Genomic DNA, 23173 nt, shown 5'->3' with positions numbered 1-23173 from the left:
CAGCTTACAAATCAATGGGGCGAGGCCCATTATTCTGTAACCAAAATTATGAGCTGACTTTAACCATGGCAGGACGAAGTACTTTATCCTTCAGCATATAGCCTTTTTGGACTTCCTCCACAACGGTACCTTCCTCATACTCGTCGCTCTCCACTTGCATAATTGCTTGATGGAATTCAGGATTAAACGGCTGTCCAACCGTTTCCATTGCAGTCAGACCTTCATTGTTCAGCACCGTTTCCAGCTGGCGGAAGATCATTTGGATGCCTTTGGAGAAGGATTCGGATTCCGTACCTTCCGGCACAGTAGCCATGGCACGTTCGAAGTTGTCAATAACCGGCACCAGTTCGGTGACCAACTTCATTGAAGCATACTTCGCCAGTTCCTCTTTTTCCTTTTGTGTACGGCGACGGAAGTTATCAAAATCAGCTTGAGCACGGACAAAGCGCTGCTGTGTTTCCTCAACCTCTGCCTTCAAACGTGCGAGCTCATCTTGCCCCTGATCTGCCATCTCCTCGGCCTGCGCTTCTGCAGCTCCTGCTTCGTTAACAGGTCCCTGGCTCTCGGCCGCTGTCATTTCCTGCTGTTCCTGTTCTTCTGCTGCGAATGATTGCTCCTCTTTCAAGATGTTCACCTCCTTATACTAATGAATTCGTTCAATCCCGTATCCTTATGGCTTGCAGCATGTTTCCTATTTGAAGCGATGCGTTAGCATAGCCGTTAAATCACGAGATAATGTATTTAAAATATGAATGACACGTGCATAATCCATCCGTGTGGGTCCCAGTATCCCGATTGATCCCAAAGCTTCTCCATCCAATGAATAGGACGCTGTAATCAAACTGCAGTTGGCGAAGGCTTCATGATCATTCTCGGTGCCGATACGCACCTGAATACCTGATCCACCCGGCACAGGCATCATTAATTTCATGAGTGTTGGTGTCTCATCCAGCAGGTCAAGAATATCCTTTACCTTTTCGACATCTTTGAATTCCGGTTGGGTCAACATATTCGTTGCACCACTGAGGAATAGACGATTATCATGTTCGTTGTCAAAAGCACTGTTCAGCACCTGCATAACTTCCTCATAGCGTGAAATGTGCCGTTCCATCTCTTGCCCAAGCTCGGTGTAGAGGCGGGATTTTAATTTGTAGATAGGCACACCAACCAGTTTGGCGTTAAGCAAATTGACCACTTTCTCCATCTCGGCTACCGAGATCTCCGGAGGAATTTGAACCGTCTTGTTCTCCACTTGACCCGTGTTGGTCACAATAATAGCCACGGCCGTATTTTCATTCAGCGGCAGCAGCTGAAAATGACGCAGTGAAGTATGGAATACTTCGGGTCCAAGAAGGATTGAAGTATAATTCGTCATGTGCGACAAAATGACCGATGCATGCTGAATCACTTGTTCCATGACATTTAATTTTTCGGCAAAGAATGATTTTAGATCATCCAGCTCTTGCGGCTCCACCTGATTCCAGGGAACCAAATGATCGACATAATATCGATAGCCTTTATGCGAAGGAATACGGCCTGCCGAGGTATGCGGCTGTTCCAGAAAACCCATATCTTCGAGATCCGCCATTTCATTACGGATCGTAGCCGGACTGTATCCAACATCTCCCCTTTTGGAAATGCTTCGGGACCCTACGGGCTCAGCTGAACGGATATAGTCATCCACTATAGCGTTCAGAATCATACGTTGACGCTCTGTTAACATGGTGAGTATTCCCTCCTTCTGACTGTACTGTCCCATGTCGTTAGCACTCCGGTTAGATGAGTGCTAAGCGGTAATACAAAAATACCAAACTGACGTGAAGATTGTCAAGTCAGTTTGATGAGTACGCTCATCTATTTATAGTATAGACCATTCTTGGCCGGTCATAACAGCATTAGCCACTAAATTACTATAAAAGAAAAGGACCCAGCTCAGACGAATGTTACATTCTTCCGAAGCATATGGCCCTTCATTATTTTATGCGGATACATTCAATTCCTTCAGCACTGCGATCTCATCGCAGCAGTCCTGCTTGCTGCAATGAACACAGTCCGTCCACACTTTTTCCGGGAATATCTCTTTGTTTACCACGGCAAACCCATTTTTGAGGAAAAAGGAGACCTCATATGTCAGTGCCATGACCTTTGGAATCTGCTGCTTCTCAGCTTCTTCCACCAAACGGTCCAGCAGCAAGGAACCAATCCCCATCCCTTTGTGTCCTTCCGAGATGCCGAGCGACCTGACTTCCACCAGATCATTCCCCAGACGGCACAGCGAGCCGCAGCCCACCACTTCACCGTTCACTTCGGCTACGACAAAGTGTTCCAGCTGTCGATGCAGTACTTCCCTTGATCGCGGAAGCATGATCCCACGTTCAGCATATCCCTTAATCATTTCAAACAATGGTTCAACATCTTCCGGTACGGCTTTTCTGCATATCGCCGACATCCCGCTCTCCTCCTATACAAGCTTTCCAGAGGAAAGCTGACTTCGTAGTGGTTATCCAAACACGCTCTGTAAAATCAATATGAATAAATATACAACAGAGTGTATGGAATTTCAAGCTACGAATTCAGCGATATTGACCCGATAAACTCGGCAAAAACGTCATTCCCGAACAGGATCCCCTGTTCACTGAGCCGGAAGCCGTCTGACGTCCGTTCAAGCAGTCCTGCATTCAGCATTTTGCCTAGGGGCTTAGCAAACACGTCTTCGATGGATTCTCCAAACTGTTCACTGAACCGCGAAGCGGATGCACCCTCCAGCATTCTCAGTCCAACCATCAAATAATCTTCCATGGCTTCGGCACGACTGATCTCAAAATGATCCAGGCGAGGCAGTCCTGCACGGGATGCTTCGACATAAGGATTTATACCTTTAATATTCATATGACGCTCACGGCCCACGTATCCATGCGCACCGGCTCCAAGACCATAATAGTCCTCATTGCGCCAGTACGTAATATTGTGCCGACTCTCGAATCCGGGTTTCGCAAAGTTACTGATTTCGTACTGGCCGTATCCCGCTTCTTTCATTCGCTTCATTAATAGAAGATACATCTGCAGCTCATCATCCTCATGAGGGAGCGGCAGTTGGTTCTTTTGATATAACGTATGGAAAAGCGTATTCTCTTCAACTTTCAAACTGTATATGGAATAGTGAGGCAAATCGAGCTCAAGCGCCTTATCAATACTCTCGTTCAGCATCTCCACCGTTTGATTTGGCAAGCCAAACATCAGGTCGATCGACAGGTTAGTCAATCCTGCCTTGCGGGCGTTCTCCAGACTGCGATATACATCGTCCGTATTATGAATTCGTCCAATACCTGTCAACAGGTCATTTTGAAAAGCCTGTACGCCAAAGCTGACGCGGTTCACTCCGCCTTCTTTCATCACGGCTAGCTTCTCGGCATCTGTCGTTCCCGGGTTGGCTTCCATTGAAAATTCAATATCGTCCGCCCAATTCGGGAAATACGTTTTAACAGACCGCAGGAATACGGCCATTTCGTCTGGCTTCAAAGCCGTTGGTGTACCACCACCAACAAAAATGGTTTTGATTTCTCCCGGCGGATTGGCTTTGACGGTATGTTCCATCTCCCGCTCCAATGCCTCAAGGTATTGCATTACAGGCTGGTCCTTCAGGACATAGGAGTTGAAATCGCAATAGAAGCATTTATTTGTGCAAAAGGGAATATGAAGGTACACCGCTTGGGGTGCACCTGTTTTCCGGCTGTGTGCTGCCAATGTCATGGCAAGTCCCCCTCTATTTGAAAAAAGGAAAGCCATCCGGCTTCCCTTTCAGCTTAGTTTATTTAGTATTCTGTAATTCACTTTTGATACACGCACTGTGTGTTGCACTCAAAATTGAATGGTTTAATCATCAATTTTCAGCACCGCCATAAACGCTTCCTGCGGCACCTCAACGTTACCAACCTGCTTCATCCGCTTCTTACCTTCCTTCTGCTTCTCCAGCAGCTTCCGTTTCCGCGAGATGTCACCGCCGTAACACTTGGCAAGTACGTTTTTACGCATGGCTTTTACGGTTTCACGTGCAACGACCTTCGTACCTACGGATGCCTGAATCGGCACCTCAAACATTTGCCGTGGAATCAGCTCGCGCAGCTTCTCACAGATAATGCGGCCGCGGTTATATGCACGGTCACGGTGAACGATGAACGACAGGGCATCGACCTGCTCGCCATTAAGCAAAATATCCATTTTCGCCAGATTGGACTGACGATAACCAGACAGTTCGTAGTCGAAGGACGCGTACCCTTTTGTACTTGATTTCAATTGATCGAAGAAATCATACACAATCTCGGACAATGGGATCTCATACGTAATGGTAACCCGAGTGGTATCAAGATATTCCATATTCACATATTCACCGCGTTTGTTTTGACAAAGTTCCATAATGGTACCTACATAATCATTCGGTACGATAATGGAGGCTTTCACGTATGGTTCCTCCACGTAATCGATTCTTCCCACCTCAGGATAATTGGATGGGTTATCAATCTGCATGACTTCACCATTCGTCAATGTCACATGATAGATTACGCTTGGTGCTGTTGTGATGAGCGGTATGTTGAACTCTCGCTCAATCCGCTCCTGAATAACATCCATATGAAGCAGTCCCAGGAATCCGCAACGGAATCCAAAGCCGAGTGCACTTGAGGTTTCCGGTTCGAAGCTTAGGGATGCATCGTTCAACTGCAATTTCTCCAGCGCTTCACGCAGATCCACATAATCGGATGTCTCAATTGGGTAGAGACCACAGTAAACCATTGGATTAATTTTGCGGTAACCCGGCAAAGGTTCTAGTGTTGGATTTTTGGCATCTGTTATCGTATCCCCGACTTGGGTATCTCCTACATGCCGGATACCTGCAACAACAAAACCAACATCCCCCACGTTCAGCTCGTCCACAATGGTCATACGTGGTTTAAACGCACCCACTTCGATAACTTCAAATGATTTTCCTGTTGCCATCATTTTGATTTTGGAACCGGACTTGATTTTGCCGTCAATGACACGGATATATACAATTACGCCTTTGTACGGGTCATAGTGCGAGTCAAAAATCAGCGCTTTCAATGGCTGGTCAGGATCACCCTGTGGTGCAGGAACACTCTGTACGACTTGTTCCAGAATCTCTTTAATCCCAATGCCGGCTTTGGCCGAAGCCAGAACTGCATTGCTGGTGTCCAAACCAATGACATCTTCCACTTCCTGCTTCACCCGATCCGGATCGGCGCTTGGAAGGTCAATTTTGTTGATGACCGGTAAGATTTCAAGGTCATTATCCAATGCCAGGTATACGTTTGCCAGTGTCTGCGCTTCAATTCCCTGAGCCGCATCCACAACCAGCAACGCACCCTCACATGCAGCAAGACTGCGAGATACTTCATATGTGAAGTCTACGTGTCCAGGCGTATCAATTAGATTCAATAGATATTCTTCACCATCATCCGCTTTATAAGACAGGGCAACGGCCTGCAGCTTGATCGTAATACCACGTTCGCGTTCAAGCTCCATCTGATCCAGTACCTGCTCCTGCATTTCCCGTGTGGTGAGCGCACCTGTGTACTCCAAGATCCGGTCCGCAAGTGTTGATTTGCCGTGATCTATATGTGCAATAATTGAAAAGTTACGAATTTTACGTTGTCTTGCCCGAATGTCAGTCATTCCTTACCCCCAGAAACAGCCTAGTGTCAATCACTTCATTATAACAGTTGATGCAGGGTGCATCAATCCCGCGTTGTCTCAACTTTATAACAAACATCCTGTTTTGTGAATCTCCAGGGGTTTATTTTACCTTTACCGAGCAGCTTTTTATTCAGCAACCCCGCTAAACAATGAAACTACCCACTTAATTCCATTATGAGACAGATTTTGAAGCAGTCCCGCCGTTTTATCTGCAAGCACATCCACGGGGGCTTTGTTCTGCTCCGCCCCAAGCACCTGACTTGGAGTTTGAACAGGAACAATCGGCTTCTCTTTTTCTTCCTGCTGAACGGGAACAGTGGGCTCCGATTCGGCAGCAGGTTCTGGTTCTGGTTCCGGTTTGACTACGGCCGGAACCTCTGAAATGTTACCCACCTGAAGGTTACTTCCTGCCAGCTGCATCCCCAGCAGAACCCCTAATAACATGAATACAATAACGGTTAACATTTTTTTGCCGAATCTGGACACATTGTTCCCCTCCTGTCAGGTTACATCTTGAAATACTCAACTGCCTTGTGACTTGGTCCCCGTACTGGCTTTATCCACGTTCTGATCTTCCCAATATACTTCGGCAATCATGTCTGCAAGGACTTTTGATGTTCGCTTGAGCTCAGCCCCTGTATTGTCAATCCCTCCGATTTCGATCAGAATGCTGTTGGGTGAGAGGGTTTGGTTGTACTCACCATTATTTGCTCCGCCACCATCTTTGCCCCAAACCCCTCTGGAGACACCAGGGTATTTCGCTTCGAGTTTCTTGTGAATCTTTGCAGCAAAGGCTTCATTTTGTTGCCAATTCGGATTCTCATGACCAATGATGAAATATACTTTGGCATACCCCTTGCCATTAATGGTCGTGGTTGTTTTGTTGTGACGCTGGGAATCCCGGTGAATATCAATGAGATAGGTCAGGTCATCATTTTCGGCGAGTGCAGCCTTTACAGTCTGGCGGGAATATTTATAGGAATAGTTCCAGTTATAATCCTTCACTTTGGTCGGGTAATCGTCCGTTGCATGCTCCACTCCAACGCCAAGCGCTTGCAAACTGTCGGACAGGTACGTCCCTACTTGAAAAACGTTGCCTGTCGCTTTTCCGGAGGAAGGATTATCACTCTTGGTGCCAAGCAACGGATTGTATCCTTCACGCGGATGGGAATGATAGATCAGTACGGCTTTTTTACCCGTTGTGGCTGTACCTTCTTGACCATCGCTCTTCGGCGGTGGATCTTCCTTCACTTCTCCGTCATCCGGCTCGTCCGTTTCGGAAGAATCCAGGTTATCCTGACCTGGGGGAATATGCAGTTCGCCATCCGTTTTGCCTCCTCCAGCAGATGCGGTATCCGTCAGCCCTGGTCCTGGTTGATAATCTTCAGGTGCTTCGGCCTTCTCGTTTCCAGAACCAGGACGGAGCAAAACCGGTTGATTGGCACCCATGCCAGGCATTTCTCTTGCGATCAGGCTTTTGGGGTCTTGAGGATTAACATTCGTAAGAAGCTGAAATACAAATGTCGTCAGATTTTCGCCGGAGAATGCGGAAGTTTGCTCCTTCTGGGTCAGGTGGGGCATCTCCATGCCGAGCATATCCACAAAAAAGCTGCTGGATACAGCACTCGCAAAACCTTTCATGGAAGAAACCGGCGAATTGTTCAACCTTTTCTCTGCCATGCCTCCCAGACCAAGTACGACAAAAAACAAAGCTGATATAATCATAAGCAGCAGCAACGTACGGCCCATGGCCAGCACGTGCAGACATCTTTTTTTCCACTTTCCGATATTCCAGGCCAATATTTTGTTCATTCATCTGTCTCCTTCCCTGCTGGACAACTCTTATACTTCAACTCTATGAGCCTGCAAGATTTGATAGAACAGGAAATAGAAGAAAGACAAAAAAAAGAAAGTCCGATAGATTCGGACTTCCTGCCTTTGATGGTTTACTGTTTAATGAGTATACGCCGCAACGTTATCCGGATTCACCGCGTCATGCAGGGCAGCATTCAGGCCTGATGCAATAACGTTGGCAATTCCCTCGATGAATTCATCAATTTCCTTTGGGGTAACAATCAAATCATGACCAAGTGGCTCCAAAACCTCTTTCACCAAACTTAAACGATCCTGCTCACCGATATCGTCCAGCATGCCCATAATCTGTTTGGTCTGATCCGTCTCTTGACGGAAGTGTGCGCTCATCATTTCAATGACATTATTTACGATCGTCGAGGCGTAACATACGGTCGGCACACCGATGGCAATACAGGGTACACCCAAAATCTCTTTAGTTAGTCCGCGTCGTTTGTTACCGATACCTGAACCAGGATGAATTCCAATATCAGCCACCTGAATTGTGGTGTTGACCCGTTCGAGTGAACGAGAAGCCAGTGCATCAATGGCAATAATGGCATCCGGTTTGGTCCTATCCACAATCCCTTGCACGATGTCACTGGACTCAATCCCTGTAGTACCAAGCACGCCAGGGGCGATGGCACTAACTTCACGATATCCTGGAGCCACCTGATCCGGTACCAATTCGAAGTACTGACGGGTTACCATCAAGTTTTCCACCACCAGTGGACCAAGCGAATCAGGAGTTACATGCAAATTACCAAGACCTACAATAAGTATTTTGGATGTCTTGTTCACACCCGCCTTGGTTAGAAAATCCTCCATCTCCCGCGTGAATTCCGCTGCCACGCGTTCCTGAAGTTCGGTGTCGCCGTTACGTAGCGATGGAACTTCCAGCGTGACGTAATGTCCTTTGACACGTCCGATTGTTTTTGCGGCAGCATCGTTCAGTACATCAATCCGTGTGATGGTAATGCCGTCTTTTTCCTCCACATCTTCACGCAGGCCGGGAATCGTCTGCTTCTGTGAACCTTGAGCCATTTCTTTCGAGTCAATTGCCAAATCAGTGCGAACGGTATAGTTCTGTAAATCGAGCGTCATCTGTTCCTGCCTCCCTTACCGCATTTGAGCATATTGTGTGGGGAAAAGAGGTTCTTTATGCAATGCCAAGAACACTATAGGAATATTTGTTGCAATTTGCATGCTAGCGTGCTAGAATATTTTAAGTTGTGAAACGTTTGTATTCATGCGAATGCCTTACAGGAGGTGAATGTAATGCCAAACATCAAATCCGCTGTTAAACGCGTAAAAACGAGCGACAAGCGCCGCGCACTCAACGCTTCCCAGAAATCCGCACTCCGTACAGCTGTTAAAGCTGCTGATGCTGCTCTGGTAAGCAACGAAGTTGATACTGCAAAAGCTGCGATTCAAGCTGCTTCCAAAAAGCTGGACAAGGCTGTAACTAAAGGTCTGGTTCATAAAAATGCTGCAGCCCGCAAAAAGTCTCGCTTGGCGAAAAAACTGAACGCTCTTTCCGCACAAGCGTAAGAAGCGTTACTTATACGATCCAATGGAAAAATCCTGAACAGCACCGTGCTTTCAGGATTTTTTAGTATCTGGTCTGATAAGTATTCAATCAATCCAAACAAAGAACCCGTCTCCGGCGATCTATCTGACGACCGAATACGGGTTCTTTGTTTGCGAATCCATTCTCTCTCGAGATGCTGTCTTTATGCTCCAAGTCTAAGCAGGAATAACTCCAATCCAAGCACTTTATCGACGACACCTGTCTTCATCTGGTAATCCAGTTCGCTAAGATGACTCAGAATATTTCTCAGCCGTTCCGGCTGAAATTTGCGAGCCTGCTCTCCGGCAATTTTAACCGCATACGGATGCAAACCCAGCTGACTGGCGATTTGCTGTTGTGAATAGCTTTGCTGCCCGAGCTCTTTGACTTGAATCATAATTCTGAACTGACGAGCGATCAGAGCTGCAATTTTAATAGGCTCTTCGCGCTGTTTCAGCAGTTCATAGAATAGACCCAGTGCTTTCTCCAGACGTAGGTTGGCTAATTCTTCCACCAAGGCAAATACATTCTGCTCGGTACTGCGTGCTACCAATGACTCAATATCAGCACGACGGATGGTTCCCCCATTACCCGCGTACAGGCATAGCTTGTCTACTTCAGCAGATAGAGTCTGCAAACCTGTGCCCGCAAAACTCACAAGTGTATCGGCAGCTCCCGCTTCAAACGACACATCCCGCTGCTTCGCAAGCTTCACGATCCAATTCAGCAGTTCTTCTCCGCTCAGTGGAGCAAAGGCGAGAACGACTGCCTGTTTCTTGACTGCTTTTACCAACTTTTTACGCTCATCCAGTTTGTCTCCTTGTGCGAGGAAAACAATGGTACTGTAATCAGCTGGATTGTCCATATAAGTAAGCAGACGATCCACCTGGTGATCAATCTTGGACTCTTTACCCGCCGTAAACAAGCTAGCATCCCTTACAATAATTAATTTACGAGGGACCAAAAAGGGAACCGTCTCCGCTTCCTCAATGACCACCTCTACAGGTGTTTCGGACAAATCATACGGAATAATGGCAAAATCCCGATGCTCTTCCTCAATTACCTGATCTTTTAACATATCCGTAAATTGCTGTATCTGGTATTTCTCCGTTCCGTACAGCACATATATCGGAGCCGTCTCCCCATTGCGTATCGCCTTTGTTGCCGTTTTCACATCCATCACGGTGCCCCCTATCCCTACTATCCTACCAGAAAACAGGACAGACAACAAAGGGGCCATCATCCTTTATAACGAATGAAGGCCCCTGGTCCTACATCTATATAAACGAGGACACCAGCAATTCTAGAAATGGCTGGACCCCGGTCATACGACGTCAGTTGTTTCAACTGAGATAGGACGTTATTGATACGTTCAGTATATTCTTGCCAAGCTTAAAATGTTCTGCTGATTCGAGAGAGCAGGCTCACACTCTCCGAATTATTTAGTGGAAGTTTCACCCGAAGCCGAAGGCACAGTGAACGAACTCTTCACCGTAGTTCCATCCTTGTCTGTCTCGTAGTTGAACGAGGTACTGTCGCTGGACCAGCCGGCTGTCTTCAATGTACCTTCCAAACTGCGCTGTTCCACCAGATTAAGAACGTCTGAATCCGTTGCCGATTTTGAATAAACACTTAACTGGTTGTCGATCAGCATCACTACATAGGATCCGTCGGGTGAATTCCATTCCTTCGACGTCATGGTAGAGGTTATCCCCTGATTTGGTGCAACAAAGCCTTTGTTGCCACTCTCCGCAGCTCCCGCTTCGGTACCGGGAGATTGATTATCTTCAGTCGGTTCCTCAGTATCTACCTCAGGCGCAATCCCCTGTGTGTTGAATGATTCAGCATCCCTGCCGTCTGCTTCTGTTGTTTCTTTTTCATCCGCTCCTGCAGGAGGCACAGCAGCTGTATTTGAATCCTGATTTTTTTGCTGCGTATCCTGTCGTTGATCTTGGCTCTTCTGACTATCGGAAGCATCCGGATTACTGGAAGGAGAATTTCGAGCTTCCGTGCTGTTATCTGATTCAGACGTTGTGTCTGACTGATTTGGCGTCTGGTTATCCTTCACCTCAGGCTCCTGGACCTGACCCGATCCACTTTCTTCGGGCGCAGTCTCTGGATTCGTCTTTTCTGACATGGGCGATTGACTCTCCGTATCATCCATTAATGGACCGCTGTTATTTTCAGATGAGGAGGATTCGTCGTTCTCGAGCTCCCGGCTTAGCGGATTTTGATCGACCGTCCCCGTCTCCTGGGTGCTGCCCGAACTCATCATGATCGACTCGGCATTCTCCACCTTTTCAGGTTCATAACCCCAGATCGCAACACCTAGCACCACTGCCGCGGCAGCAGCACCCATGGACATCCGGCCCATCATGGAGTTAAGCCACTTCTGTTTTGGTTTGCGTTCACTTGAACGTTGTAAATTCTCGAATGCAGCAGGGACAGGACTCATTTCCTGTATTGTACTGCTTTGTTCCCTCCGCGCTTCGTCAATCGCATCCAATTGAGGTATAATTGCATCAACCAAGCTGAATTTCGGGGTCACCTGCGGCAAATCTTCCAATTCTCTGGAAAGAGCTCTAAGCAAACTAAAATTCTCGGCGCACTCCGGGCATTGGGCCACGTGCTGTAGCATCTGCGCAGTTTCCGCGTCGCCCAGATCATGATCCAGATACCGGTGCATCCATTCCACCACCTCTTCGCATTTCATCCTGTCACACCACCTTTCTGATACTCCTGTAGTAGATTTTGCAATTGCTGTCTGGCTCTGAATAAATACGATTTGACTGTATTCAGCGGAAGATCAAGACAATCCGCAATTTCGTTATACGATAAATCCTGCAAATATCTTAGTACAATTACCGTTCGATGATGCTCTGGAAGCTTGTTGATCGCATCCTGAATATCTTTTGCAACATACGTGGACATCACTTCAAACTCCACATCCTGATTATCCTGAAATACCATCTCATGCTCGTCAATGGAGACCGAGGGCTTGGTTCTTCTGAATTTATCAATACAGATATTCGTTACGATCCGCTGCACCCATGTTTTGAATTGGGCTTTTTCTTCGTAGGAATTAATTTTGGTATAGATTCGGATCAATGCTTCCTGAGCAGCATCCAAAGCATCCTGTTCATTATTTAAAATGTAATATGCGGTTCGGTATACATGCTGTTCTATGTCCCGCAATAGGGTAATTAGAGCGTCGCGATCGCCCGATTGAGCGGCTCTGATGAGTTCCGGCTCTACCACAAAGGATCCCCCTCTCCCTGCAACCTTACAGACGTGTTCATCAATAAAATTGTTGCAAAGTTAAGTATTTTTTTAGACAGAAAAGGTAAAACATTGGAGCATTCACACTTGTTATCGCTTACTAAGCTCAGCATGTTCCTAGAATACGTTAATAGATGTGAATATTACCACAACAAAATAACGGCTTATGTATGAAGGGCCGCTGAAACTTATCTAAGAATAACAGAAATTGCATACCGAGTCACCACGCGGCTTCAACCAGCCATTCCATTACTTACACGACTCAATTCCATTGCAATGGCATACATTATAGATAAGCGCGTGAAAGTTTTCAAAAATAAAAAAAGTCGAAATTTGTCCAAAATTAAGCTCTTTTTAATGCAATTTTCATGAAAATAGTGTATTGTAAATTTACATTCATAATACGAGGTGATGAGCATGCCAGCTCTTGCGAAGATTCAATTATTAAAAGAACAAATGCCGAAGGAATATCAAAGCATTTCTCATTTTGTAGAACATGCAATGCAATCCATTGATACTTTGGTTGAGGAACACCGGAAATACACCGCTGCACAGGCGTTATACGGCGATAAAATCGTCGGATCGGAAGAACGTCTGTACAGAGAAACTGTACTTGATGTCAGAGAGCAGCTTCTGCTCACGCTGGAAAAAACAGTAGAAGACCTTTTGCACAAAGGTGACAAGCATTGGAACAAACATTTTAAGGACGGCGTTGAATAATTCTTTTGATTATTAATGGCCCGTTTCGGCTATACTCCAACCAGGAGTCTAGCCGAAACGGGCTTTTTGCATAATTTCATTGAGACGGTGATTTCATGCTATTGAAGATAAATTTAATAAATGCTAATCAGTTTTCCACTGACAAAGCTCAAAACACGCAATAAATTCGGCCCAGCATAGACCCACACTTCTATTTTACCCTTTGAACTCATTTCTTGGGTAATGCTCGTGGGGTCTCCCCACGCCAAACCTGCTTGTGTCGTGGTCATACCCAGAGCTACTTCACCGGCAATAATCTTCTTCCATGTGGACTGCGACCATTTGTATTTTTGGTAGGGATCATAAGTGAAGAATTGATCCGAATCTGACAACATCTCCGTGACCTTGGTGGCATTGCCCCCTGCATAAACAACACCTGTTTTACCTTTTGCGTTACGAAATACTACAGAGTAGCTCTTATCTCCAGAATCATTCTTATTAATTTCGATATCGGTTATCGTTACTTTGCTGAAACGTTGTCCCAACTCGGTGTAACTATTAATCCAATACGATTTGCCGATCAATCGGCTAAGACTTCCAAGCTCTTTTTTCTTGATTAGTGCAGCTGTATCCTTGGATTCAATAAGAATGGATGACTTACCCACCAGAACCTCTGCCTGTTTTAACTCTCCATCCCATCGAACTTTAATCCCTGCAGTCTGACTCAAGAGACTTGCTGGAAATACCGTCTGTCCTCCAATGGTTTGCACTTTTCCTTTTAACTTGAGCTCTTTATTGTTAAATTGCGCAGTTGCATTTCCCTTTTGCAGGATAATCTTGTCATCTCCAAGTTGAATTGAAAAAGACGAACCTTTTACCTCGACTTTGGCACCTAACGTCTTAAACACCGACTGCACTGGCAAATATACGGTACCATTTAATAATGCAGCTCCTGTCAGCTTTTGCTGCACTCCTACATCCAACTGAATGCTTGAAGTCAGGTCTTCTATTGTAAATGTTACTTGAGTCGTCCCAATCCCCGTAACCTTAAGTTTGCCGTCATCCTGAATTTTAGCAACTTGAGGCTGTTCCAACGTTATTTCCGCAGGTTGCGGCTGACGTTTAGTTTTAAAGCCGTTGCTATATGTCTGCTGAACCGAAAGTGTAACTTCATCTCCAATAACAGCTTCTTTCGCCGATGCAGTTAACGTTACTTTAGTTAATGAAGGAACTTGGAGTGGTACCATTTGCCCTTCATTATAGACAACCCAAGATCCATCCTGTAATCGTGCATATAATTCATCTAGCTCAAACGAATATATAAGCTGATTGACATTCGTTAGCCCTGCCAATTGTTCAGACTTATATTTAGCCGTACGATCATAACTCCATACCGTGCCATCTTTCTTCACCGTTAGTAGCTTATGTGTACTCCCTTGCCAGATTATGGATTGAACGTCACTTGCGACTTGTACCTGCTCCTCTTCATACATCATATTAACAATAACTACGGATCCGTCGTTCTTCAGAACAGCAGCATACGCACTATTCGTGGCAACGGCTTTTCCATCCGCTACGTTCCCTACCTTGCGAACCATGTTTCGATAGTCCGCATAATAGACGTCTCCCGACGAAGATAATGCGCCATATGAATAATTACGATCCGCTGGATAAGGACCGACATCGATAATGGATTCCAACCCTTTAATTTGCTTTCCATCGTCGTGGAGTGTTCCATCCTGAAGAAGGATCAAACCATTTCCATACACCTTTTCTACTCCATTGTATTGATTTATCTCAGGCTTTTGCGGATTGTCCACATCCCAACGATAGACTTGCCCATCCGCAGTCCAACCATATAGGGAATGAGAATCACCTTTGGAGATGCCAATCAGGTTTCGACTTTGCGTCCAGACTCCACTGGTCATGCCCTTAGCCCAAACTGTACCAGTGTCGATTAGATAATGGTTACGGTCCAGTACGGAAATGATCGAGCTGCTTGTAGTGGATGCTGCAGTCGCAGGAGACTGACCGGGCAGCAAGCTGGAAAAGATAACTCCAATACATAACATCAATGTTATTTTGAGCCACTTAGCTCTGAAATGCTGCTTAACTCCGCCGTTCTTTAGTCTTGTTTCTTCGTATCCCATCGCTTCTTATCCCCTTCTTATTATGTATCTCGGTATCTCTGGCGCTTAATAAAACTGAGCCTAATCATTATTCGGTAAAAATAACCATTATCCTGCACCGGGCGAAAATTCATAATTCATCCATAATCAATTTTTGACGTACGTCAATCTTGCCGTCTTTTATTCTCATCTGGATTTCGCCCATCTGATCTGTTCGGTAAATCTGCGAACCCACAGATTCCAGGCGTTCGAGTACATCAGGGTTGGGATGTCCATAGGTATTGTTGGCTCCTGCTGAAATGACCGCTGATTTGGCATCCCAGTACTGCAGCCACGCTTCGGTCGACGATGTCTTGCTGCCATGGTGCGCCACCTTCAACACATCGACCGCCTTGCGGGTGGAAGACAAAGAGAATGAATCACTTTCTTGTTTGAATGATGCTGCAAGAGATCCGTCTTGTATCATATATAACAGATTCTGTTCTGCTGCTGCATCCATGTCTCCTGTGAATAACAGGGAGGCGCCTGCCATATCCAGCAGAAATACAACTGAATCATGGTTTTGGTGTTCAGACACAGGCAGTCTGCCTTCTGCAACCAGTGAATGATCCAGATCCGGTGATATAAAATGAAGCGCGGTCTCATTATCCGGTGCGTATGACATTCCTTGTTGAATGGCATATAACGGAATATGTCGTTCTACTGCGGTATCCAGCAACTTTTCGAAATTGTCTTTGCCACTTGTTGTACCGTTAAACATGAAACGTTCAACCGGAATCTGCTCAAGCACGGCCTGCAAGCCTCCGGCATGATCCTGATCGGCATGGGTCAGAATGACTGCATCCAGTCGATGAATGCCACGTTTTTTCAATAAAGGCACAACTACTTTAGCTCCTACTTCATAAGGATCTCGCCGAATTTTCCAGGATTCCTGGTTGCCAAAGTGAACCGTGCCGCCGCCATCCACCAGTATATGTTTACCTCTAGGCGTAGTAATGAGTGTGCTATCCCCCTGGCCAATATCCAAAAACTGAACGACTCCAGTGCCGGTAGGCTGGGGAGTCCGGTAAGCCCAAGCCAACCCCGCAACAAGAATCAGAACCAGCAAACCACATACCCCTTTATGGAACAAACTCATCCGTTCACCAGTATAGTAGCCTGCACCTCGTGCCGTAAATGCACTTGTATACTCCGGCCAGGCAATACTTGCACTGAGTGTCGTCATCGATCCAGACTTATTACTCCGAACCTGATCACTTCCACCTTGGTTTTCCATCGGTGTATCCATCACACCAGACTTAACGGCTTCAACCAGACGACGTTCACGTGATGCCTGATTCAATGGTACCGTGTCTCCTTCAGCGTTCAAGGCAGGCTGAACCTCTCCTTTTCCCCGATGAAGAAGGTACAAAAGTATATATAGAACAGCATAATATGCCGCAATCCATAACAGGGAAGGTGTAGCCCAGATGAGCACAAAACCCGGCAGGCTGTTCATCCATTCTACGCTCACAAATGTCAGTTTGTTGAGTACAATCGCAACCCAGGCAAGAGGTTTGGCCAGAGGCAGCCAGAGGAATGATAATATAAGCGCGACCGTACCGAGCGGCAGTACAACAGCGCTAATTAAAGATACAAGCAGAAAATTGGCGACGAAGGAAAGCAGTGAAAACTGGTTGAAATATAGAATGGTTACTGGAAAAGAAATGAGCTGTGCGGTTATTGTTACTGAAGCTGTCGCTGCAATGGCTTTGGGCCAGCCATTAAATAGCCGATTTATAAGGGGCATATAGATCATCAGCCCTGCAGTCACGAGAAAGGACAGCTGAAAGCTCACACTGAGCAGGAAATAGGGATTCCACCACATCATCATCAAGGCAGCTGCACTAATCATCTGCAGTCCGTCCCTGGCGAGCCCTCGCCGCGCCATATACAAACCGATCATGGACATAATCCCTGCACGAATAACCGAAGGCGAACCGCCCGATAACAGCACATATGCAGGAATCATTAACAAGACAATGGTAAGTGATGTTTCCCGGGTTAACCTCAGCCACGACATAAGAAGTAATAGCGACGCCACATATACGGCAACATGCGTACCCGAGATAGCCAGTATGTGCGTAAGTCCCAGTTGTGAAAATTGACCATATGTATCCGGATCTATGTCGCTTGCCATACCTATAATAAGTCCTTTCATGTAACCCGCGTGAGGTTCGGGGAACAGTCGGTCTACTGCAGAACCCAATTGGTTTCTGACCAGGTCATTCCAACGGAGTATATTGAACTGTCCAAACCCTTCTGGAGAAGTGGTTGTTACCGAACTGGCTCCTTTCACTTTAAACAACCAATGGATATACTGTGTCTTTAGATAATTCCGATAATCAAAACCGCCAAAATTCCTCGCTTCTCCCGGCAGCGCCAGTGAACCGGTCAACGTGATTGCGTCACCTCGCCGCCATTCTGCCGCGACCTGCTGTTCTTCCTCTTCAGCCAATCGTACCTGCACCATCAGGCGTTCTTTTTTTGTAGGCATCTGCAGAATTTCGGTTTCTGTCCCAGATTGGTCCTCTGCCAAAGGTTCTATTGAAGTAAGCTGAATCTGAAAGTCTGCCCGGTCGCCGTCAATCCGAACGTCTGAATCCAATGTTCCATAAAGCGTAGCAGCGTAACCATCCAGTTCTGCAACTTCCAGTTGAGTAACCTCGGGCAAACTGCTTACATTCCGGGCCTCGTTCCACTCCCAGTGCACAGCACCACCTGTTAGCGACGCGATTAACACCAAGATGGACCAACCCCGCATGTCAATCCATTGTAGCAGGAACGGCAAACAAGCGATTGCACCGAGCATCCCCCAAACCAGAGTCCATCCTGTCATAACACATGCCAACCCGCTGCCGCACAACCAACAAACAGTGAACACGAATAAAGGTCTGCCCTTCACTAACGTATTCCTCCCTCCGACATAAATTAATGGAATGCAAAGAAACCCCGGCAGCTGAAACAGCTAAACCGGGGGTTCTTCCCCATCGAATCCACTATACGTTATCCTTCTTTTAATGGCCTGCCTGTGTTTTCAAATTTTTAACCAGCATTAAAATACCGTTAATCACTAATCGTCATCATGGTTTCACGCGGTGGTTGATAATTCTCCAACCTGCGAAACGTTATCCCCTTCTGAGCCATCATGCGTGTTACTTTGCCTGTATCCTTGGGATACGGACGATGAAAAACAATCTCTGTGATGCCGCTGTTTGCCAGCATATTGGAACAAGTCCAGCAAGGTTCATCCGTCACGTACACGGAAGATCCTTCACGGTCATTCCGATCGGTAAACAAAAGCAGATTTTGCTCCGCATGTATCGTCCGAATACAGCGCTGCTTTTTGATCATTTCCTCCTGACCATCGGTTACGACCAGCTCATACTCTTCGGAAATCATGCATCCGGCTTCGGAGCAGTCGGGAACGCCCATGGGTGCACCGTTATACGCTGTTCCAAGCAATTTTTTACCTTGAACCAGCACGGCTCCCACATGGCGCCGCGAACAGCGGGAACGGGTTGAGACCATATAGGCGATGTCCATGAAATAAGTATCCCAATCTTTGCGTACATCTGCTGTACTCATGTTCGTTTCCTCTCCCGTTCGTTATAAATTACATTCAGTACCATGCATATCTAGTCACTTAACGTAAGAAAATATTTGTTTACTGCCCGTAATCATCTTATTAGAGCAATTATCGGATCTGAACATAGGGGGCCATTTTCTCCAACATTTTCATCCCAATTCCCTTGACCTTTGTCAAATCGCTTACTTTGGTAAAAGGACCATGGGCATTGCGATAGTCAATGATGGCCTGGGCTTTTTTCTCCCCTATGCCCGGAAGCTCCGTAAGTTTGGAAGCAGGTGCTGTATTGACATCAATTTTACCGTTATCGATATCCTGTGCAGGCAGAGCGGTTTGAGTATTTTCTGAAGCAGATTCCACTGCAGGTACCGTTACCGAAGCAACCTCTGGTTCACTCGCACTGCTATTTGAACCCGTCTCTTTAACAGCCATATTTGCCTGTTCAGTCCCCTCCGCAACAGCGCCACCAGCAGCTTTATTCGGGTCTGCATCTACAAGCTGATCCGCTTCGCCATGACCCAAAACAGCCGACTGCACAGCAGGGGGCTCCTGCTCTTTCGTCGGCGTCTCGGTGCCGAGCTGTATGGGTTCCCAGCCAGAAGGAGGCTGTTCACTTTTGCCCGACCATAATATGAATACACTTCCTATCACCGCAGCAGCAATGGCTATTCCCTGTTTCCATTTCATGCTTCCACACCTCTCCCTGTCTTCAAAATAAAATATTCTGAACACGGGCGGTGCTTCCGAACCGTTGAATGTTACTGGTGAAATCATAGCTTTGCTTTTTTCATGTCATGTCATACAAGTCCTGATGCATAGAATAGAAGGAACGAACTGCGCCAGTACCGTAAAGCATGAAAGGAGGCCTGAAACAATGAAGGTTGGATTTATCGGAACCGGCAGCATGGGAAGCCTGCTGATCTATGCCTTGATTCAGTCCGGAGCACTCGAGCCTCGGCAGATCGCTGCAAGCAATCGGACCCCTTCCAAAGTGCGTCAGTTATCCCTCCGTTATCCCGGTCTGCATGAATCGCAGAGCAATCGGGAAACTGTCATCCGAAGCAACATCATATTTCTATGCGTGAAGCCACTCGAATTTAAGCATGTTATTGACGACATTCTGCCTGTCGTAAATCCCAATCACATCATCGTCTCGATTACGAGTCCCGTGCAGCTGCGCCATCTGGAATCTTCACTTCCTTGCAAAGTCTCCAAGATTATTCCCAGCGTTACACACCAGGTCGGCAGCGGAGCATCCCTGTGCATTCATGGCGAACGCATGACTCCTGAGGACCGTTCCGTTCTGGAAGGGCTTCTCAGTCACTTCAGCAGACCTTACCAAGTCGATGAAGCCTGCACCCGCATTACATCCGACTTTTCCAGCTGCGGACCTGCATTCATATCCTTCTTCCTGGAACAATGGATCGAGAGTGCCGTCAAACTTACAGGGATCAAACGCGCAGATGCCTGCGCTCTTGCAGGTGAAATGCTCCTCGGAACAGGCAAGCTGCTTACGGAAGGAGGATATACACCCCAAGAGCTTCAGGCTCGCGTTGCAGTACCCGGCGGCATTACCGCCCAGGCACTTGCTTTAATGAAAAACAGCCTGGACGGTGTATTCGACAGCCTCATCCATACAACCCATGACAAGTACGAAGAAGACTTGTTAAAGCTGGATGAAGTATTCAGAGCCGGTGAAATTAACCGGCAACAATATTAACGAGTTTGCCTGGAACGGCAATGACCTTGCGAATGGTCTTGCCTTCCAGAGCCTGTTTGACAGTCGCCAGTTCCATCGTGTAGTCCTGCATGCCTTGTGCATCAAGATCCTTAGCAATTGTTGCACGGGTTACGATTTTACCATTTACCTGTACAACGATCTCCACTTCAGCATCTACCGTCATGGACTCATCATACTCCGGCCAAGCTACGTAGGAGATTCCTCCTTCGTGTCCAAGGCGGCTCCACAGTTCTTCCGCCATGTGCGGTGCCAGTGGGGACAGCAGCTGTACGAAGTTTTCCATCGCTTCACGTGGCAGTGTATCGGCTTTGTAAGCATCATTGATGAAGATCATCAACTGGCTGATCGCTGTGTTGAAACGCAGATGTTCCAGGTCATCCGTAACTTTCTTGATCGTTTTGTGAGCTGTGCGTTTGAATTCTTCCGTTCCGCCATCCACAGTGATCTTGTCGTTGATCGCTCCAGTGTCCTCGTTGATGAAGAGACGCCATACGCGTGACAGGAAGCGGTACATGCCCTCTACCCCGTTAGCGTTCCACGGTTTTGTAGCTTCCAAAGGTCCCATAAACATCTCATAGAGACGCAATGTATCGGCTCCGAATTCATTCACAATTTCATCCGGATTAATGACATTGCCACGGGATTTACTCATTTTCTCGTTATTGGTTCCCAGAATCATACCTTGGTTCACCAGTTTGTGGAATGGCTCCTTGGTACTCACCACGCCCAGATCATACAACACTTTGTGCCAGAAACGAGCATACAGCAGGTGAAGCACGGCATGCTCGGCTCCCCCGATGTACAGGTCAACCGGCAACCACTGCTGCTGTTTCTCCTGGGAGATCAGCTCTTTGTCGTTGTGTGGATCGATAAAGCGCAGATAGTACCAGCAGCTTCCCGCCCATTGTGGCATCGTATTAGTCTCGCGGCGTGCTTTCATTCCCGTTTCTGGATCTACGGTATTCACCCAATCCGTTACGTTCGCCAGTGGTGACTCCCCAGTACCTGAAGGTTTGATCTGGTCGATATCCGGCAGCAGCAAAGGAAGTTGATCTTCCGGTACGGTCTTCATCGTTCCATCTTCCAGGTGCAGAATTGGAATCGGCTCACCCCAGTAACGCTGACGACTGAACAACCAATCGCGCAGACGGTACGTTGTTTTTCCTTGTCCCTTACCGCTCTCTTCCAACCATGCAATCATCTTCGCAATCGCTTCTTCGTTATTCAGTCCGTTCAGGAAGTCGGAGTTCACATGCGGTCCGTCACCGGCATACGCCTCTTGTGTCACGTCACCACCCTGGATAACTTCAATGATGTCCAGACCGAACTGTTTCGCAAATTCCCAGTCCCGACCATCATGGCCTGGAACCGCCATAACAGCTCCTGTACCGTATCCTGCCAGTACATAATCCGCAATCCAGATAGGCAGTTTCGCACCATTAACCGGATTGATCGCATAGGCACCAGTGAATACACCTGTTTTTTCTTTGGCCAGATCCGTACGTTCCAGATCACTTTTGCGAGCCGCCTGCTCTTGGTAAGCCTTAATAGCTTCACGCTGTTCTGCTGTCGTAATGGCATCGACCAATTCATGCTCAGGAGCAAGAACGGCGAAGCTTGCACCGAACAGGGTATCCGCACGTGTGGTGAACACTTTGATAACTTCTTCGCTACCCTCAATGGCGAATACAACCTCTGCACCCGTCGATTTGCCAATCCAGTTACGCTGCATATCCTTGATGCTCTCGGACCAGTCCAGCTCTTCCAGATCTTCCAGCAAGCGTTCAGCATATTCCGTGATTTTCAGTACCCATTGACGCATCGGTTTGCGTACAACCGGATGACCACCGCGCTCACTTTTGCCGTCGATAACCTCTTCGTTAGCCAGTACCGTACCGAGCGCTTCACACCAGTTAACCGGCACTTCATCCACATATGCCAGGCCTTTTTTGTACAGCTGGATGAAGATCCATTGCGTCCATTTGTAGTATTCAGGGTCCGTTGTGCTAATCTCACGATCCCAGTCGTACGAGAAACCAAGAGACTTGATTTGACGACGGAAGTTGTCGATGTTGCGGAACGTAATTTCCCGCGGGTGCTCACCCGTGTCCAGAGCGTGCTGCTCAGCAGGCAAACCGAAAGCATCCCAGCCCATCGGATGCAGCACATTGTAACCGCGCATGCGTTTGAAACGGGAAACGATGTCCGTTGCCGTATAACCTTCCGGGTGACCTACGTGCAGACCTGAACCGGATGGATATGGGAACATATCGAGTGCATAAAACTTCGGTTTACCCGGATCCTCACCTGTTTTAAACGTTTTGTTCTCATCCCAGTACTGCTGCCAATTTTTCTCCATAACCTGCGGCTGATAGCCGTGCTTCGGCTGGTGATTTTCACTCATCTATTGTTCCTCCTCTTGGTTATTCACATTTATTGCAACAAAAAAACCTCAGCATCCATAGCGTTTGCAGCGCTAGGGACGAGAGGTTGAATTCCCGTGGTACCACCCTAGTTAGCGGACGAACGTGCTTCGTCATCCACTCCCTTTGGACCTGTAACGGCGG

General features: G+C 47.1%; 19 protein-coding genes and 1 other annotated feature (1 of these 20 only partly in view). Of the genes, 3 read left to right on the top strand and 16 right to left on the bottom strand.

Going from position 1 to position 23173, the window contains the following annotated elements:
• Window positions 1-46 precede the first annotated feature (46 nt).
• From grpE to gpr, 8 genes are all read right to left on the bottom strand, one after another.
• Window positions 47-625 carry a nucleotide exchange factor GrpE gene (gene grpE / locus ABGV42_RS23900; protein ID WP_347383995.1) on the bottom strand — a complete coding sequence of 193 codons (579 nt, stop codon included), beginning with the start codon at window positions 623-625 and terminating at the stop codon, window positions 47-49.
• Window positions 626-691: 66 nt separating this feature from the next.
• Window positions 692-1723, bottom strand: a complete 1032-nt coding sequence (hrcA, locus tag ABGV42_RS23895) for a heat-inducible transcriptional repressor HrcA (protein WP_095289841.1) — start codon at window positions 1721-1723, stop codon at window positions 692-694.
• Window positions 1724-1978: 255 nt separating this feature from the next.
• The gene (locus ABGV42_RS23890; protein ID WP_095289839.1) at window positions 1979-2449 is read right to left on the bottom strand and encodes an N-acetyltransferase; all 471 of its coding nucleotides are present in this window, start codon (window positions 2447-2449) and stop codon (window positions 1979-1981) included.
• A gap of 116 nt (window positions 2450-2565) precedes the next feature.
• Window positions 2566-3750 carry a radical SAM family heme chaperone HemW gene (gene hemW / locus ABGV42_RS23885; protein WP_347383994.1) on the bottom strand — a complete coding sequence of 395 codons (1185 nt, stop codon included), beginning with the start codon at window positions 3748-3750 and terminating at the stop codon, window positions 2566-2568.
• 123 nt (window positions 3751-3873) lie between these two features.
• A complete protein-coding gene (lepA, locus tag ABGV42_RS23880) occupies window positions 3874-5688 on the bottom strand; it encodes a translation elongation factor 4 (RefSeq protein WP_095359520.1) in 1815 nt (604 codons plus the stop codon).
• A 147-nt stretch (window positions 5689-5835) separates the two neighbouring features.
• Window positions 5836-6195 carry a hypothetical protein gene (locus ABGV42_RS23875; RefSeq protein WP_347383993.1) on the bottom strand — a complete coding sequence of 120 codons (360 nt, stop codon included), beginning with the start codon at window positions 6193-6195 and terminating at the stop codon, window positions 5836-5838.
• A 36-nt stretch (window positions 6196-6231) separates the two neighbouring features.
• A complete protein-coding gene (locus ABGV42_RS23870) occupies window positions 6232-7521 on the bottom strand; it encodes a stage II sporulation protein P (protein ID WP_347383992.1) in 1290 nt (429 codons plus the stop codon).
• 141 nt (window positions 7522-7662) lie between these two features.
• A complete protein-coding gene (gene gpr / locus ABGV42_RS23865) occupies window positions 7663-8664 on the bottom strand; it encodes a GPR endopeptidase (RefSeq protein ID WP_347383991.1) in 1002 nt (333 codons plus the stop codon).
• A gap of 174 nt (window positions 8665-8838) precedes the next feature.
• Between gpr and rpsT the strand changes: the two genes are divergently transcribed.
• Window positions 8839-9111 carry a 30S ribosomal protein S20 gene (gene rpsT, locus ABGV42_RS23860; protein WP_024628504.1) on the top strand — a complete coding sequence of 91 codons (273 nt, stop codon included), beginning with the start codon at window positions 8839-8841 and terminating at the stop codon, window positions 9109-9111.
• A 182-nt stretch (window positions 9112-9293) separates the two neighbouring features.
• On the opposite strand, the gene holA is transcribed toward rpsT, so the two are convergent.
• The 3 genes from holA to ABGV42_RS23845 form a co-directional block, all read right to left on the bottom strand.
• Window positions 9294-10310 carry a DNA polymerase III subunit delta gene (gene holA, locus ABGV42_RS23855; RefSeq protein WP_347383990.1) on the bottom strand — a complete coding sequence of 339 codons (1017 nt, stop codon included), beginning with the start codon at window positions 10308-10310 and terminating at the stop codon, window positions 9294-9296.
• A 258-nt stretch (window positions 10311-10568) separates the two neighbouring features.
• Window positions 10569-11843 carry a zf-HC2 domain-containing protein gene (locus ABGV42_RS23850; protein ID WP_347383989.1) on the bottom strand — a complete coding sequence of 425 codons (1275 nt, stop codon included), beginning with the start codon at window positions 11841-11843 and terminating at the stop codon, window positions 10569-10571.
• Window positions 11840-12388 carry an RNA polymerase sigma factor gene (locus tag ABGV42_RS23845; RefSeq protein WP_095289827.1) on the bottom strand — a complete coding sequence of 183 codons (549 nt, stop codon included), beginning with the start codon at window positions 12386-12388 and terminating at the stop codon, window positions 11840-11842. Before ABGV42_RS23845 ends, ABGV42_RS23850 begins: the two co-directional genes overlap by 4 nt.
• A gap of 438 nt (window positions 12389-12826) precedes the next feature.
• Between ABGV42_RS23845 and ABGV42_RS23840 the strand changes: the two genes are divergently transcribed.
• Window positions 12827-13129, top strand: coding sequence for a hypothetical protein (locus ABGV42_RS23840; RefSeq protein ID WP_095359525.1), 303 nt, complete (start codon window positions 12827-12829; stop codon window positions 13127-13129).
• A 113-nt stretch (window positions 13130-13242) separates the two neighbouring features.
• Here the strand turns inward: ABGV42_RS23840 and ABGV42_RS23835 are convergent, their stop codons facing one another.
• From ABGV42_RS23835 to ABGV42_RS23820, 4 genes are all read right to left on the bottom strand, one after another.
• Window positions 13243-15258, bottom strand: a complete 2016-nt coding sequence (locus tag ABGV42_RS23835) for a copper amine oxidase N-terminal domain-containing protein (protein WP_347383988.1) — start codon at window positions 15256-15258, stop codon at window positions 13243-13245.
• A 109-nt stretch (window positions 15259-15367) separates the two neighbouring features.
• A complete protein-coding gene (locus tag ABGV42_RS23830) occupies window positions 15368-18115 on the bottom strand; it encodes a ComEC/Rec2 family competence protein (protein ID WP_347383987.1) in 2748 nt (915 codons plus the stop codon).
• Between the two features lie 227 nt (window positions 18116-18342).
• Window positions 18343-18864, bottom strand: a complete 522-nt coding sequence (locus tag ABGV42_RS23825; protein WP_095289821.1) for a deoxycytidylate deaminase — start codon at window positions 18862-18864, stop codon at window positions 18343-18345.
• A gap of 109 nt (window positions 18865-18973) precedes the next feature.
• A complete protein-coding gene (locus tag ABGV42_RS23820) occupies window positions 18974-19552 on the bottom strand; it encodes a ComEA family DNA-binding protein (RefSeq protein WP_347383986.1) in 579 nt (192 codons plus the stop codon).
• Between the two features lie 187 nt (window positions 19553-19739).
• Between ABGV42_RS23820 and comER the strand changes: the two genes are divergently transcribed.
• Window positions 19740-20585 carry a late competence protein ComER gene (comER, locus tag ABGV42_RS23815; RefSeq protein WP_347383985.1) on the top strand — a complete coding sequence of 282 codons (846 nt, stop codon included), beginning with the start codon at window positions 19740-19742 and terminating at the stop codon, window positions 20583-20585.
• On the opposite strand, the gene leuS is transcribed toward comER, so the two are convergent.
• Entirely contained in the window at window positions 20566-23010 is a 2445-nt protein-coding gene (gene leuS / locus ABGV42_RS23810; protein ID WP_347383984.1) for a leucine--tRNA ligase, read from the bottom strand. The two genes, comER and leuS, sit on opposite strands and share 20 nt — an antisense overlap.
• A 71-nt stretch (window positions 23011-23081) precedes the next feature.
• Window positions 23082-23173 (bottom strand) — a binding site (T-box leader) (it continues 174 nt past the right edge of the window).

Origin of the sequence: Paenibacillus pabuli (assembly GCF_039831995.1) — a bacterium.
Taxonomy (GTDB): domain Bacteria; phylum Bacillota; class Bacilli; order Paenibacillales; family Paenibacillaceae; genus Paenibacillus; species Paenibacillus pabuli_C.
Note: the sequence above shows the minus strand (reverse complement) of the source record. Positions and strands in the feature narration are given on the sequence as shown.